At 62.9% G+C, this 13,695-nt stretch carries 12 protein-coding genes; 7 read left to right on the top strand and 5 right to left on the bottom strand.

Annotated features, from left to right (window positions below):
- Positions 1-63: 63 nt before the first annotated feature.
- From IV500_RS08705 to folE, 4 genes are all read right to left on the bottom strand, one after another.
- The gene (locus tag IV500_RS08705; protein WP_196396409.1) at positions 64-849 is read right to left on the bottom strand and encodes a pyrimidine reductase family protein; all 786 of its coding nucleotides are present in this window, start codon (positions 847-849) and stop codon (positions 64-66) included.
- Entirely contained in the window at positions 846-1,799 is a 954-nt protein-coding gene (gene folP, locus IV500_RS08700) for a dihydropteroate synthase (RefSeq protein ID WP_196396408.1), read from the bottom strand. The genes IV500_RS08705 and folP overlap by 4 nt, the downstream gene beginning before the upstream one ends.
- Positions 1,800-1,807: 8 nt before the next feature.
- Positions 1,808-3,082: an NAD(P)/FAD-dependent oxidoreductase gene (locus IV500_RS08695; protein ID WP_230854717.1), complete on the bottom strand. Its 1,275-nt coding sequence runs from the start codon at positions 3,080-3,082 to the stop codon at positions 1,808-1,810.
- A 119-nt stretch (positions 3,083-3,201) separates the two neighbouring features.
- Positions 3,202-3,831, bottom strand: coding sequence for a GTP cyclohydrolase I (folE, locus tag IV500_RS08690; RefSeq protein ID WP_230854716.1), 630 nt, complete (start codon positions 3,829-3,831; stop codon positions 3,202-3,204).
- 157 nt (positions 3,832-3,988) lie between these two features.
- Between folE and IV500_RS08685 the strand changes: the two genes are divergently transcribed.
- The 3 genes from IV500_RS08685 to mnmA all read left to right on the top strand — a co-directional run bounded on the left by IV500_RS08685 (position 3,989) and on the right by mnmA (position 7,233).
- Positions 3,989-4,690: a helix-turn-helix transcriptional regulator gene (locus IV500_RS08685; RefSeq protein WP_196396407.1), complete on the top strand. Its 702-nt coding sequence runs from the start codon at positions 3,989-3,991 to the stop codon at positions 4,688-4,690.
- Between the two features lie 80 nt (positions 4,691-4,770).
- Positions 4,771-6,006: a cysteine desulfurase family protein gene (locus IV500_RS08680; RefSeq protein WP_196396406.1), complete on the top strand. Its 1,236-nt coding sequence runs from the start codon at positions 4,771-4,773 to the stop codon at positions 6,004-6,006.
- 51 nt (positions 6,007-6,057) lie between these two features.
- Positions 6,058-7,233 carry a tRNA 2-thiouridine(34) synthase MnmA gene (gene mnmA, locus IV500_RS08675; protein ID WP_196396405.1) on the top strand — a complete coding sequence of 392 codons (1,176 nt, stop codon included), beginning with the start codon at positions 6,058-6,060 and terminating at the stop codon, positions 7,231-7,233.
- Between the two features lie 37 nt (positions 7,234-7,270).
- On the opposite strand, the gene IV500_RS08670 is transcribed toward mnmA, so the two are convergent.
- Entirely contained in the window at positions 7,271-7,900 is a 630-nt protein-coding gene (locus tag IV500_RS08670) for a DUF488 domain-containing protein (protein ID WP_230854715.1), read from the bottom strand.
- A gap of 131 nt (positions 7,901-8,031) precedes the next feature.
- On the opposite strand from IV500_RS08670, the gene IV500_RS08665 reads away from it, so the two are divergent.
- From IV500_RS08665 to IV500_RS08650, 4 genes are all read left to right on the top strand, one after another.
- A complete protein-coding gene (locus IV500_RS08665) occupies positions 8,032-9,675 on the top strand; it encodes an ABC transporter substrate-binding protein (RefSeq protein WP_196396404.1) in 1,644 nt (547 codons plus the stop codon).
- Between the two features lie 173 nt (positions 9,676-9,848).
- The gene (locus tag IV500_RS08660) at positions 9,849-10,940 is read left to right on the top strand and encodes an ABC transporter permease (RefSeq protein ID WP_196396403.1); all 1,092 of its coding nucleotides are present in this window, start codon (positions 9,849-9,851) and stop codon (positions 10,938-10,940) included.
- 2 nt (positions 10,941-10,942) lie between these two features.
- Positions 10,943-11,941 carry an ABC transporter permease gene (locus tag IV500_RS08655; RefSeq protein WP_196396402.1) on the top strand — a complete coding sequence of 333 codons (999 nt, stop codon included), beginning with the start codon at positions 10,943-10,945 and terminating at the stop codon, positions 11,939-11,941.
- Positions 11,938-13,635 (top strand): dipeptide ABC transporter ATP-binding protein, encoded by a 1,698-nt coding sequence (locus IV500_RS08650; RefSeq protein WP_196396401.1) that lies wholly within the window; start codon positions 11,938-11,940, stop codon positions 13,633-13,635. Before IV500_RS08655 ends, IV500_RS08650 begins: the two co-directional genes overlap by 4 nt.
- The last annotated feature ends 60 nt before the right edge of the window (positions 13,636-13,695 follow it).

Genomic DNA, 13,695 nt, shown 5'->3' with positions numbered 1-13,695 from the left:
TGCGCGTGTTCCGTTGATTGTACCGATGACAGCTCTACGGCCCCGACGGAGGGCCTGGCTGCGTTACAGGCGTGGGTCACGCAAGTAACGTAGAAACAGCATTTCCCCGCTGTGCAGTACATGTGCCAGCCGCATCCCTTGGGGAGCCGTAGCCGGGTTGCCTTGGGAGAGGGCGTTGCTGATTCGCGGTCCCTCGCCACCGACGAGCAATGGGGAAAGGGACAAGCACAGCTCGTCCACCCGACCGGCGTCCTCGAATGAGCCGAACAGGTGTGGGCCGCCTTCGGAGTGAATGCCGTTCAGCCCGCGGGACGTCAGCTCCGCAACGACGGCGTCAATGTCGAGCTCTCGCGTTCCGGCGCTGACAATATCGGCGACTCGTTCAAGGGCCTTCCGCTGCCGTGCCGGGGCCGTTCCGGTGGTGAAAATCAGCGGCCGAACGGGTGCACGGGTGAAAAAATCGCTTTCCGGGTCAAGACGCAGCGAGCCGGAGACAATGGCCACCGTTGGGTGTGCGGCCTTACCATGGCGTACCCGCCAGCGCTGCGCCTCGCTGTCGAGCAGGTCACCTTCGTATCCTTCGGCCCGGACGGTCGCAGCGCCGAGCAGCACTACATCCGCGTGGCGACGCAACAGTTTGAAAATGCGCTGATCGGCGGCACTACCCAGGCCCCCTGATCGTCCTTCGACGGTGGCCGCACCGTCCAGACTGGCGATGAAATTGAAACTGACCCGAGCTTCGGCGGGACTTGTTCTGCCCGCGTCCGGCGCGGCGTACCACTGCAGCAACTGCTCATCCGTGGCGGCGGCGGACGGTTCGGGGAAAATGCGGTTGATCGGCTGGATCATCGGGCGGCCGGTTCATTGCGCTCGCCCATGTTATGCAGCAGGTACGCCGGTGGGCGCCAGCCCAGCACTGACTCGGTGAATCTGACGGCAGAGTGTGCGGCGGCCACATTGTGCATCCGTACTACCCGGGCGCCACCGAGAATGCAGATCACGGCGGCGGCCAAGGACCCCTCCGTGCGGTCCGCTTTCTCCTGGTTAAGTGTCTCGCCAATGAAGTCTTTGTTCGAGACGGCCGCGAGAGCGGGAAAACCGATGGCGGCAATCTCATTGAACCGTCGGGTAATTTCCAACGAATGCAGCGTATTTTTGTTTAGATCATGGCCCGGGTCAATGAGGATCTTATCCGCGTTGATGCCTAATTCCACGGCATAGTCCGCCTTTCGGCGGAGGAAATCAGCCACCTCAGCGACCACATCACCATACGCCGGGCGCGGAAAGACCGTCCGGGGTCGGGCCAGGCTGTGGGTAATCACCAGGTGCGCACCGCTGGCGGCGACAACGGCGGCCAACTCCGGATTCTGCAGTCCGGTGGTGTCATTGATCACGTGGGCTCCGGCGGCGATGCTTAGCTCGGCCACCTCCGGCAAATACGTATCGACGGAGATGATCACGTCGCTGCGGGCAGCCACCGCCTCGATGACCGGGACCACCCGTTCGGCTTCCTCCTTGGCGCTGAGGGCCGGACCCGGAGAGAAAGGAACACCGCCGATGTCCAGCCAATCCGCCCCGTCCTCGACGGCCTGATGTGCGGCGGCCACCGCAGCCTGCAGCGCAAACGTCCGGCCGCCGTCGTAAAACGAATCAGGTGTGCGATTGATGATCGCCATAATGGCCACACGCCGGCTGAAATCGAAGGACCGGCCGCCGAAATCGTGGACCGGGTGCAGGAGTGGAGGTTGATAACTGAACTGGCTTGGCGTTCGCTCAGCGACCCCCGAAAGAGCGGTCATACCTTTCATCAAAGGGTATCCAAGGCAATTTTCGGATCAGCCAACCGCTGTGTGTCCACCTGACGCCCGCTGCCAATCAGTGCCTTGATCGCATCCTGGACGTCCCAGACATTGACGTTCATTCCCGCGACCACCTTGCGGTCGAGAACCCAGAAGGCAATGAACTCGTGGTTTTCCAAACTACCCCGGATCACCAGTTCTGCCGACTTCGCCAGCGCGGCGTAGCCGGAGTATTCCATCCCGAGGTCAAACTGGTCCGTGTAAAAGTACGGGATATCCGCCAGCGCAGCGTCCTGGCCCAGCATGGATCGGGCTGCGGTCTTTCCACCGGCTATGGCATTGGCCCAGTGCTCGCTTCGGGCGAATTCACCAGTCACCGGATGCATCGCATTGGCAACATCCCCGGCCGCGAAGACGTCCGCAGTGCTCGTGTGCAAGCCCGAGTCTGTACGGATGCCGTTGGTGATGCTCAGCCCGGCGGTTTCGGCCAAGGCGGTGTTCGGCAGGACGCCGACCGCGATCACGACCAGATCCGCCGGCAGGGTTTCCCCGGCACTGGTTACGACGCTGGTGACTCTGCCGTCGTCGTCGCCCTTAATCGCCGCAGCGGAGGCCGGCAGGCGGAACTGAACGCCGGCCTGCTCATGCCTGGCCATAAAGACGCGGCCCAGCTCGGATCCAATGGCGTTACTCAAGGGAACATCTTCAAGTCCCAGCAGCGTCACGTCGTTGCCCAGCGTTCGTGCAGACGCGGCTATTTCCATGCCAATCCAGCCGGAACCTATCAGCACCAGCCGTCGCCCGCCGCCGGCCAGCTCGGCGCGCAGCGCCTCGGCGTCTGCACGAGTTCGGAAATACTGCACGCCCGCCAACTCCGAACCCGGCACGGACAGCCGCCGCACGGTGGCCCCCGTGGCCAGTAGGAGCTTCGCGTAAGTGACGACTCGGCCGCTGGCCAGCGTCACCGTGTGGGCCGTGGCATCAAAGGAGATGGCTGCGTCGGAGATGATGAGCTCGACATGGTGCTCCGCATACCAGGTGTGTGGATAGACCGGCAGGGAATCGGCAGTTTCGGTGCCGGCGAGGAAGCCCTTGGACAGCGGCGGGCGCAGATACGGGATCGCATCCTCGCCGCCGATCAGGACCACGGGACCGGCAAAACCTTCGGCACGAAGCGTGGCTGCAGCCGTGGCGCCGGCAAGCCCGGCTCCAATGATCACCATGGCGTTCGGTTGCGCCCCGGAATCAGGAAGCTGTGGACTGGCGGCGGCTGTTCCGGTCATGGTGTGCTCATTTCCAAGGTTGCGAGGACGACGGGTTGTTCCGGGAATACGGGTGGAACGGCAGCTGGGGGCGGGGCTTTAGCTGCGGGCGGGGTGGAATCAGTTCGGGAAGGGAGGAATCAGTTCGGGAACTGGTCCCGAAGGGGTCCCGGTACCCCGAGTTCACCGTAGAACATCGAGGTGCGCGTTGTGGTTCCGCTGCTCTGAACTCCCCGCAGGGACATGCACAGGTGCTCTGCCTCCAGGACCACACCGGCACCGCGAGGGTTGAGCGTCTCCATCAGCCAGTCCGCCACCTGGATTGTCAGTCGCTCCTGAACCTGCAGATTCCGGGCAAAAAGCTCAAGGGCACGTGCCAGCTTTGACAGGCCCAATAACCGATCGCCGGGCAGATAGCCAATGTGGGCGACTCCGCGGAACGGAAGCAAATGATGTTCGCACAGTGAGTGGAACGGGATGTTCTTGACCAGGACCAGCTCGCTGTAGCCGGCATCGTTGGGGAAGGTGGTCCAGGATGTCTGCCGCGGCGTGAGCATTTCGGAAAAAGCGCCGGCGACACGTCGGGGCGTCTGGGCAAGGTCCGGGGCGTTCACATCGCGTCCCAGCGCACGCAGAAAATCAGCGATGGCGTGCTCGGCCGCCGGCAGATTGATGACGCCGGTAGGGTCGGCATCATGGGTGCTTAAATCGGGACCGGGCCCGCGATGGCTTTCGAGCAGTGCGGTGGGTGCCTGCATTTGCGTCAACATTTTGTGGTGCCCTCCTGGACCTTGCAACCGGTGTATTCGTCTCACGGCGCCTGCCAACTCCGCATAATAATTGACCCGGGCGTCTTCTAAATCTTGTGTTTCTGACTTTAGAAGCGCACACTCGAAATGTCAAGGATGTTAACTCGGAAGGGAAGCCATGCAGGAACCGGATCAGGAAGCCCGGCTGATGGCTGTCGCCGCGCTCGGCGATCCCGTCCGGCGCACTCTCTACGAGCTGTTGCGGCGCAGCCCCGAGGCGATGAGCCGGGACCAATTGGCCGGATCCGCCGGCATTCCGCGCAGCACGGCCGCCGTCCAGCTGGAGCGGCTCGTGGCCAGTGGACTGCTCAGCACCGAGAATCGGAAACGGGGCGGCCGCAGCGGCCCCGGATCCGGGCGCCCGGCGAAGCTGTACCGCACGGTCCGCCCCGAAGTCGCGGTTTCCGTGCCCGAACGCTCCTACGATCTCGCGGCCCGGCTGATGGCCGCGGCGATTGAGAAATCCAGTGCCGACGGATCACCCGTCCGCGATGTGTTGGCACAGGTCGCGTTTGAGGCGGGCAACGAACTTGGCTCCGCGGCCGGGACGATCGACGGGATGCTGACGCAGACCGGGTACTCCCCGGAACCCGATGGGCAGGGCGGGTATCTGCTCGGAAACTGCCCCTTTCATCGGTTGGCCCACCGACACCGGGACGTTGTCTGCGGGCTGAACGCGGCCCTTCTTACCGGTGCATTGAGCGGCTGCGCCGACGAAATCCATCAGGTGCTGCCCGATCCTGATGGCCCCTATTGCTGCGCCAGGATCACCTGCAGCCCGACCGCGGGTGTGCCTGCTGCGCCGCGGCCCCAGTCCTGACTGGCGCCGTCACGGTGGGCAGATCGCCCGCACATCAAGGGCGAATGGGCCGCGGTCGGCCGGCGCGGTAGAATTGACCGATGCCCGTGTACCTCGACCATGCGGCAACTACGCCTCTTTCAGGGCCCGCGTTGGCCGCATTGACCAGTGAACTCAGCCGTAGCGGCAACCCCTCCTCGCTGCACGGCTCCGGCCGACGTGCCCGTGCGGTGGTGGAGCAGGCCCGCGAAATCCTCGCTGCGGTCGCTGGCGCCCATTCGTCCGAGGTCATTTTTACGTCCGGTGGAACCGAGGCGGACAACTTGGCCGTCAAAGGACTCTTCTGGGCGCGCAATGCCGCGGATCCGGCCCGGAATCGCATCCTGGTCTCCTCGGTGGAACACGCTGCGGTACAGGACACGGTCGCCTGGCTGGAGAAGCATGAGGGCGCGGAGGTTGTCTGGCTGCCGGTGGACGCCGACGGGATGCTCCGCCTGGATGCGCTGAAGGCAGAGCTCGACGGCGGCGCGGACTCCGTCGCGCTGGTCACCGTGATGTGGGCCAACAATGAAGTCGGCACCGTCCAGCCGATTGCGGAGGTGACGGCGCTCGCGGCCGTGCACGGTATTCCGGTGCATTCGGATGCGGTGCAGGCCTTTGGCTCCATCCCGGTCAGCTTCGCCGCCTCCGGTCTGGCCGCAATGTCCGTCAGCGGGCATAAAATGGGCGGCCCGGTAGGAGTCGGCGCTTTGCTGTTGGGCCGCGCGGTCAAACTCGTTCCGGTCCAGCACGGTGGTGGCCAGGAGCGTGACGTGCGTTCCGGCACCTTGGCCACCGCCTCGATCGCTGCCTTCGCGGCGGCGGCCCAGGACGTCGTCGAACATCAACCCGCCGAAGGTGCGAGAATTGCTGGTTTGCGCGACGCGTTGATTGCCGGAGTTCGCTCGGCTGTCCCCGATGCAGTACTTCGCGGTCGGGATCCTTTCGATGCGCCCGAGCAGCGACTGCCCGGCAATGCGCACTTCACCTTCCCGGGCTGTGAGGGGGATTCGCTACTGTTCTTGCTCGATATGATGGGCATCGAATCCTCCACAGGCTCCGCCTGCACCGCCGGCGTTCCCCGCCCCTCCCACGTTCTGCTGGCCATGGGGCTGACGGAAGAGGCCGCCCGCGGTGCCCAGCGCTTTAGCCTGGGGCATACATCCGGGCCGGCGGACGTTGAGAAACTCGTGGCCGCCCTGCCGGAGGCGTATGCGCGGGCGAAACACGCGGGCATGGCTTCCCACGTCTCCACCATCCAGACGGCCAGCACTAAACATGACACCAGCAACCAATAGCTGGACCGGCGCGGCTCTTTCGCCGCCGAAGCACATCAGGAGAGGTAAGTAATGCGAGTATTAGCCGCCATGAGCGGGGGAGTGGACTCGGCCGTCGCCGCAGCGCGCGCCGTGGACGCCGGGCATGACGTCGTCGGCGTTCACCTCGCGCTTTCGCGTATGCCCGGGACGCTGCGGACCGGCAGCCGCGGCTGCTGCACCGTGGAGGATTCCAATGACGCCTGGCGGGCCTGCGACAAACTCGGTATTCCCTATTATGTCTGGGACTTCTCCGAGCGCTTCAAAGAAGACGTAGTCCAGGATTTCATTGACGAATACGCCGCCGGCCGCACGCCCAATCCGTGCATGCGCTGTAATGAGCGGATCAAGTTCGCGGCGCTGCTGGAAAAGGCCATTGCACTAGGCTTCGATGCCGTCTGCACCGGGCACTACGCCAAGGTGGTTCAGGATGGCAACGGCAATATGGAACTGCACCGTGCGGCCGACTGGGCCAAGGACCAGAGCTATGTCCTGGGTGTGCTGACCCATGAGCAGCTCAGGCATTCAATGTTCCCGCTGGCGGACACTCCGTCCAAGGCAGAGGTCCGTGCCGAGGCCGAGCGCCGCGGCCTGTCCGTGGCCAAAAAGCCTGACAGCCATGACATCTGCTTCATTCCCGACGGCGACACAGCAGGTTGGCTGGCGGAGAAGATCCAAATGAGCACCGGAGACATCGTCGATGAGTCCGGTGCCAAGGTCGGGGAGCATCCGGGCGCCAATGCGTTCACCGTCGGTCAGCGCCGCGGGCTTAAGCTGGGTACCCCGGCAGCGGACGGAAAGCCGCGCTTCGTGCTGGAGATCCGGCCCAAGGAAAACAAGGTGGTGGTGGGACCGCAGGCGCTGTTGGCGATCGATGAGATCCGCGGCATCAAGCTGTCCTGGGCCGGCGAGCCGATCCCACAGGCTCTTGCGGGCATTCCCGCGGCTGGTCTGGCGGAACCCGCGATGTCGGAAACCTTTGATTGTCACGCGCAGGTCCGCGCCCACGGCGATCCCGTTCCGGCACGGGCACGGGTCGAAATGACGGACGACGGCGGCGGCAGCCTTCGGGCGGAGCTGCTGGTAACGCTGATCGAACCGCTCCGTGGGGTGTCGCCGGGCCAGACGGTGGTGCTCTATCAAGGTACGCGCGTGCTCGGACAGGCAACGATTGATACCGCCCGTTCGCTGGCCCGCCCGGCCCTCTGACGAACCAAGCCTTATTGCCGCCCGGATTTCCGGCGCGCTAGTGGTCCTGAGCCTCGTCGGGTGGGTAAGTGACGGTGGTTCCTGAGGCCTTGGCGAAGGACGTGAGTGTATGGGGCTTGGCGGACTTTTCGGTCATAATGTCCAGCACTTCAACGCCACGGACCAGCAGTGCATCGCCAATCAGCGACCGATGGCAGCGCCACGGCACCGCTTCGGCACACATGATCGCCGTCGGCGTGGTGTCCGCGATCTCCATCAGTTCCTTAATGCCGGCGGCGAATTCCGGTGTCTGCATGTAATCCGCATATCCCCGGAACGAGGCGTTGCGCCAGGCACCGTTAATCCCGGTGGCGCTGTCTTTCTTTGCGTGCCGCAGCCCGCCAAGGGCCTCCAGCCTCCGGTAAGAGATCCCATGCCCGGGCAAGGATTCGGCCATGGCGTCGGTCATGAACTGCGGATTGTGCCGCGATTTGGGAACCGTACGGACATCGACAACGGCTTGAACCTGATGGGCCTTGAGTAAGGAGACAAATTCCTCCAGCGGATGTGTCGAATGGCCAACGGTAAAGATCTGCATTTTCCTGATCGGTTCCTCCAGCCCTCGGTTGTTCTGCGATCCTATCGCCTGTGCCCCTAGAGCGCGGAACGGGCCGGCTGCGGTAACCATCTGGTTGCAACTTTTGTTGTTGTGCGAAAAACTTTCCCCGGATCTGGTAGAAACAAGGGATAACGAATGTGCCTTCGCTCACAAAGACGTGTCCGCGGGTACGATCGCACTTCCGACAAGAAAGTTTCCAGATGGCTAAGAAAAAGACAGGGTTGCGCTACCTCGTGGCCTTCGCCGGTGTCTCGGCATTGGCACTGACAGCATGCACCGGGCCCACCGCCGGTACATCACAGACCAACACGGCCGGTTCTTCCGGAGCACCCATCACTTTCGGCACCACAGACAAGGTGACGTTCCTGGATCCCGCAGGATCCTACGACAACGGCTCTTTTATGGTGATGAACCAGATCTACCCGTTCGTCCTGAACTCCAAACCAGGAGGTGCGGACCCGCAGCCTGACCTTGCGGAGTCGGCGTCGTTCACCACACCCACCGCCTACACGGTAAAGCTGAAATCCGGGCTCAAGTTTGCGAACGGCGACACCCTTGATTCCACCGATGTGAAGTTCAGTTTTGACCGACAGCTGAAGATCAATGATGCCAACGGTCCGTCGTCACTGCTGGGGAACCTGGCCACAGTGGACGCACCGGACGCCACCACCGTGGTCTTCAATCTCAAGAAGGGCAATGACCAGACCTTCGCGCAGGTCCTCAGCAGCCCTGCCGGCCCCATCGTGGACCACAAGGTATTCCCGGCGGACAAGATCATGAACGATGAGGACATTATCGCGGCCAAGGCATTTGCCGGCCAGTACACCATTGAGTCGTACAAGAAGAACGAGCTGATCAGCTTTAAGTCCTACCCGGACTACAAGGGCCTGCTGGGCAAACCGAAGACGGACACCGTCAACGTCAAGTACTATGCTGACTCCAATAATCTCAAGCTCGACGTGCAGCAGGGCAACGTCGACGTTGCCTCCCGCAGCCTGACGGCCACGGACATTGAGAATCTGAAAAGCTCCAATAAGGTAAACGTGGATGTGGGCCCCGGCGGCGAGCTGCGCTACATAGTCTTCAACTTCAACACCATGCCATTCGGCGCCACCACGCCGGAGGCCGACCCGGCCAAGTCACTGGCTGTCCGTCAGGCAGTCGCGGATTCCGTCGATCGCGGGGCCATTGCGGAACAGGTCTACAAGGGCACATATCTGCCGGTCTACTCCTACGTCCCGCAGGGCTTTGCGGGCGCCATTGAGCCGCTGAAGGAAATGTACGGGGATGGAACCGGTAAGCCCAGCGCGGATAAGGCCAAGAAGGCCCTCGCCGATGCCGGTGTGAGCACGCCCGTGACGCTGAATCTGCAGTACAACCCGGACCACTACGGAACCTCCTCCGGGGATGAGTACGCTGCGGTGAAGGACCAGCTGGAAAAGACCGGTCTGTTCAAGGTGAACCTGCAGTCCACCGAGTGGGTCACCTACAGCAAGGACCGCGTCAAGGATGCTTACCCGCTCTACCAGCTGGGCTGGTTCCCGGACTACTCGGATGCAGATAACTACCTGACCCCGTTCTTCGGCGGAGATGCCTCCAGCTTCCTGAAGAACCACTATTCAAACCCAACGGTCGCCAACCTGATTTCGGAGCAGGTCACCACCGTGGACAAGGCCGCTCGGCAGAAGATGATCGAGCAGATCCAGACCGATGTGGCCAAGGATCTGTCCACGCTGCCGCTTCTGCAGGGTGCCCAGGTGGCAGTCTCCGGCAAGGACGTCAAGGGCGTGAAGGATACTCTTGACGCGTCCTTCAAGTTCCGCCTGGGAGTTCTTTCCAAGTAACCGCAGGCGCAGGAAACACACAGAAATAATTACTGACTGCCCGTTGGGGGGGGGGGGGAGGCGGGGCGGCCTACCGGGCGCCCCGCCTCCCGCGTGCAGTACCGGCGCTGGGCCGCAGCGGTGCTGCACGGGGGGCTGCGGGCAGCGGCGGGTATAAGAGAACTTAGGTAGCAATGACAACGTTGATCGACGCACCACCGCAGGAAGCCGACGGGCTTCTTCCGAGCAAAAAAACCAAAACCGGCGGCGGCCTTGGCAAGTACTTGGTCGTCAGGTTCTTGCTGATCTTTCCGACGATCTTTATCCTGATCACTCTGGTCTTCTTCCTGATGCGGATCACCGGAGACCCGATCACCGCAGCCTTGGGCGGTCGCCTGCCACCGGATGCGCTGCAGGCCCGGATCCACGCAGCGGGATACGACAGGCCCATTTGGGTGCAGTATTTCGAGTATCTGGGGCAGATCGCCACCGGGAACTTCGGCCGCACCATCTCGGACAACCTCAAGGTCACCGACATGCTCGCCACCTACGGCACGGCGACCTTGGAGCTGGCCATTAATTCGCTGGTCGTGGCGCTGATCATTGGAATTCCACTGGGAATGGTGGCAGCGAAATACCGGGACAAATGGCCGGACGCAGTCCTGCGCATCTTTGCCATCCTCTCCTACGCAACCCCGGTGTTCTTCGCCGGCCTGCTGCTCAAACTGGTTTTCGCCGTCGGACTTGGCTGGCTGCCGGTGGCCGGGCGGGCGAAATCGGGTAACGAGATCGCGCTGACAGCATTGGCAAATCCGACCGGAATTTATTGGCTGGACGCCATCCGCAGCGGCAATCTGGCTGCCCTCGGTGACGTCATGGCACATGCCGTGCTGCCGGCGATAGCGCTCGGTCTGCTGACCGGCGGCGTGTTCCTGCGGCTGGTGCGAACGAACGTGATCGGCACGCTGAGCCGTGACTATGTGGAAGCGGGCCGTTCCCGCGGGATCCGCGAATTCCGTCTGGTGACCAAGCACGCCTACAAACCCGCGCTGATTCCCATTATCACCGTGATGGGTCTGCAGATTGCTTTGCTGCTCGGCGGCGCCGTGCTGACCGAGACGACATTTGAGTGGAAGGGCCTGGGCTTCCAGCTGGCCCAGTACCTCACCGCGCGCGACTTCGTGGCGGTCCAGGGCATCGTGGTGCTGCTGGCCGTGATTGTTGCGCTCACCAACTTCATCGTGGACGTTGTCGCTGCGCTGATCGACCCGCGAGTGAGGTACTGACCATGAGCAGAAAAGAAGGATCCTTGTTCCAGCGCCTCCCGGTGATCTCCCATCTGGGTAAAAGCGTAGGGCTGCAGCGCGGCATGCTGGTTACCGGTCTGGTAATCACCGCCCTGTTCCTGCTGACGGCAGCCTTTGCACCGCTGATCGCTCCCTATGGATTTGCCCAGCACTTCGATTCGCAGCTTGCGCCCTCGGGCAAGCACCTGTGGGGGACGACGTCGGGCGGTTATGACGTGCTCTCCCGGGTTGTCTGGGGTACGCAGACCGCCGTGATCGTCATTGTGGTGGCTGTGATACTTTCCATCTTCCTCGGCGTCGCTCTCGGCCTGGTCTCCGGTTACATCGGCGGCTGGCTGGACCGCATCCTGGTGGTGATTGCCGATGCCATCTATGCCTTCCCCACGCTGCTGCTGGCCATCGTGATGTCCATTGCCATCAGCCATGGCCGGTCCAGCATGCTGGGCGGAATTTTTGCCGCAGCCATTTCCATCACGGTGGTGTTCATCCCGCAGTATTTCCGGGTGATCCGCGCCGAGACCATCAGGCTCAAGGCGGAACCCTTTGTGGAATCCGCTATGGTGGTCGGCGCTTCGTCCGTGCGGATTATGGCCCGGCACATCTACAAAAATGCCACCCGGACCCTTCCGCTGATCTTCACGCTCAATGCCTCCGAAGCTATCTTGACCCTGGCTGGACTTGGCTTCCTGGGGTTCGGGATCGAGCCCTCCTCCGCGGCCGAATGGGGCTACGACTTGAATAAGGCGCTCTCGGACACCACCGCCGGCATTTGGTGGACGGGTGTCTTTCCCGGTGCGGCCATTGTGCTTACCGTGCTGGGTCTGACCTTGGTCGGCGAGAGCATGAACGATCTGAACGATCCGCGGTTGCGCGGCCGGCGGCGTGCCGGCCGGAAACAGCCGGCGGCGCCGCAGACACCGGGCACCAACGCTCTTAACGCGCCGGGAACCGAAATAGCTGGAAATGGGGTAACGGTATGAGCCACGCAGCAGAACGACCGAAGAACATCCGTTCGGAAACGGACGGCCCGGTACTGAACATCGAGCATCTAAAGGTCACTTTCGCCACCGACAGCGGTGACGTGAAAGCCGTCGACGACGTATCCCTCACCGTGGCTGCGGCGGAGATTGTGGCCATCGTCGGTGAATCCGGATCCGGTAAAACCGTCACCGCAAAGACCATTTTGGGTCTGCTGCCGGAGACGGCCATCAGTTCCGGAGCCGTGCTGATCAGCGGAAACAATGTCATCAGTGTGACACCACGACATCTGCGCCAGATCCGCGGGCTGGAAGTTGCAATGGTCTTCCAGGAGCCCTCGACCGCCCTGAACCCGGTGTTCACCGTCGGCTGGCAGATTGCCGAGGGCCTGCGGGCGCACGGCAAGGTGGGGAAGAAGGAAGCCCGTGCCCGCGCCATCGAGGCCCTCGGCAAGGTGGGGATTCCGGAGCCGGAAAAGCGAGTGGACTATTATCCGCACCAGTTCTCCGGCGGGCAGAAGCAGCGCGTGGTGATTGCCGCAGCGCTGGCCCTGAATCCGGGTCTGATCGTCGCGGATGAGCCCACCACCGCCCTGGATGTGACGGTCCAGGCGGAGATTCTTGAGCTGCTGCGCGACTGCCGGGACGTCTACGGCACGTCCATCGTCCTGATCACGCACAATATGGGTGTAGTGGCGGATCTGGCGGACCGCGTGGTGGTGATGTACCAGGGGGACGTGGTCGAGGAAGCGGACGCCACCACGCTCTTCGCGTCTCCCAAGCAGGATTACACCAAGAAGCTGCTGGCGGCGGTGCCCCATCTGGGACGTAACTCCGCTTCGGCCGGGCTGACGGAACGGGCGCACCAGGAATCCGAGGTCCTGGTCCAGGCGAAGGGCCTGGTGATTGAATATCCGGGCCGCTTGGGCACACCGGCCTTCCGTGCCGTGGATGAGGTGAACTTCAGCATTTCCGCCGGCGAGGTCTTTGGACTGGTGGGGGAGTCGGGCTCCGGCAAGACCACCATTGGTCGGGCGATCGCGGGGCTGAACAAGACGACCGGCGGTTCGCTGAAAGTCCTGGGTTACGAAATGCGCACCTTCCGCGAGCGCACCTTCCGGCCGCTGCGCAAGGACATCGGCTTCGTTTTCCAGGACCCGGCAGCGTCCTTCAACCCACAATTGAGCATTGGTGAATGCGTTGCCGAGCCGATCCTGATCCATGAGAAGCGTTCCCCGCAGGAGGTGGAAAAGCGGGTCGGGGAATTACTCGAAGCGGTGCAGCTGCCCAGGATCTACGCCAGCAGGTTCCCGCACGAGCTCTCCGGCGGCCAGCGTCAGCGGGCATCCCTGGCCCGGGCGCTGGCGCTGAATCCGAAGCTGCTGATCGCCGATGAGCCGACGTCCGCCTTGGATGTTTCGGTGCAGGCGAAGGTGCTGGAGCTGTTCAAGGAAATCCAGGCAGAGTTTGGTTTCGCGGCCCTGTTTATCAGCCATGACCTTGCGGTAGTGGACATCCTCTCGCATTGGGTGGGTGTGCTCTACAAGGGCAAGATGGTGGAGCAGGGGATCGGCAGCCAGGTGATGGGTAATCCGCAGGATGATTACACCAAGCGGCTCATTGCCTCGCTCCCGGTGCCCGATCCCGCTGAGCAGGCCAAGCGGCGGCAGGCACACCGGGCGCTGCTCCCCGGCTAACCGGCGCATCAGTTGAATTGGTCGGCAGCTGTGGCTGAACCAAGCGTTCATTCGCGCCAC

Source organism: Arthrobacter terrae, assembly GCF_015708085.1.
GTDB classification, from domain to species: domain Bacteria; phylum Actinomycetota; class Actinomycetes; order Actinomycetales; family Micrococcaceae; genus Arthrobacter_M; species Arthrobacter_M terrae.
Note: the sequence above shows the minus strand (reverse complement) of the source record. Positions and strands in the feature narration are given on the sequence as shown.

Excerpts from the sequence above, each read along its gene's own strand:
- IV500_RS08705 (WP_196396409.1), bottom strand. The coding sequence starts at position 849 with ATGATCCAGCCGATCAACCGCATTTTCCCCGAACCGTCCGCCGCCGCC.
- folP (WP_196396408.1), bottom strand. The coding sequence starts at position 1,799 with ATGACCGCTCTTTCGGGGGTCGCTGAGCGAACGCCAAGCCAGTTCAGT.
- IV500_RS08695 (WP_230854717.1), bottom strand. The coding sequence starts at position 3,082 with ATGACCGGAACAGCCGCCGCCAGTCCACAGCTTCCTGATTCCGGGGCG.
- folE (WP_230854716.1), bottom strand. The coding sequence starts at position 3,831 with ATGTTGACGCAAATGCAGGCACCCACCGCACTGCTCGAAAGCCATCGC.
- IV500_RS08685 (WP_196396407.1), top strand. The coding sequence starts at position 3,989 with ATGCAGGAACCGGATCAGGAAGCCCGGCTGATGGCTGTCGCCGCGCTC.
- IV500_RS08680 (WP_196396406.1), top strand. The coding sequence starts at position 4,771 with ATGCCCGTGTACCTCGACCATGCGGCAACTACGCCTCTTTCAGGGCCC.
- mnmA (WP_196396405.1), top strand. The coding sequence starts at position 6,058 with ATGCGAGTATTAGCCGCCATGAGCGGGGGAGTGGACTCGGCCGTCGCC.
- IV500_RS08670 (WP_230854715.1), bottom strand. The coding sequence starts at position 7,900 with ATGGTTACCGCAGCCGGCCCGTTCCGCGCTCTAGGGGCACAGGCGATA.
- IV500_RS08665 (WP_196396404.1), top strand. The coding sequence starts at position 8,032 with ATGGCTAAGAAAAAGACAGGGTTGCGCTACCTCGTGGCCTTCGCCGGT.
- IV500_RS08660 (WP_196396403.1), top strand. The coding sequence starts at position 9,849 with ATGACAACGTTGATCGACGCACCACCGCAGGAAGCCGACGGGCTTCTT.
- IV500_RS08655 (WP_196396402.1), top strand. The coding sequence starts at position 10,943 with ATGAGCAGAAAAGAAGGATCCTTGTTCCAGCGCCTCCCGGTGATCTCC.
- IV500_RS08650 (WP_196396401.1), top strand. The coding sequence starts at position 11,938 with ATGAGCCACGCAGCAGAACGACCGAAGAACATCCGTTCGGAAACGGAC.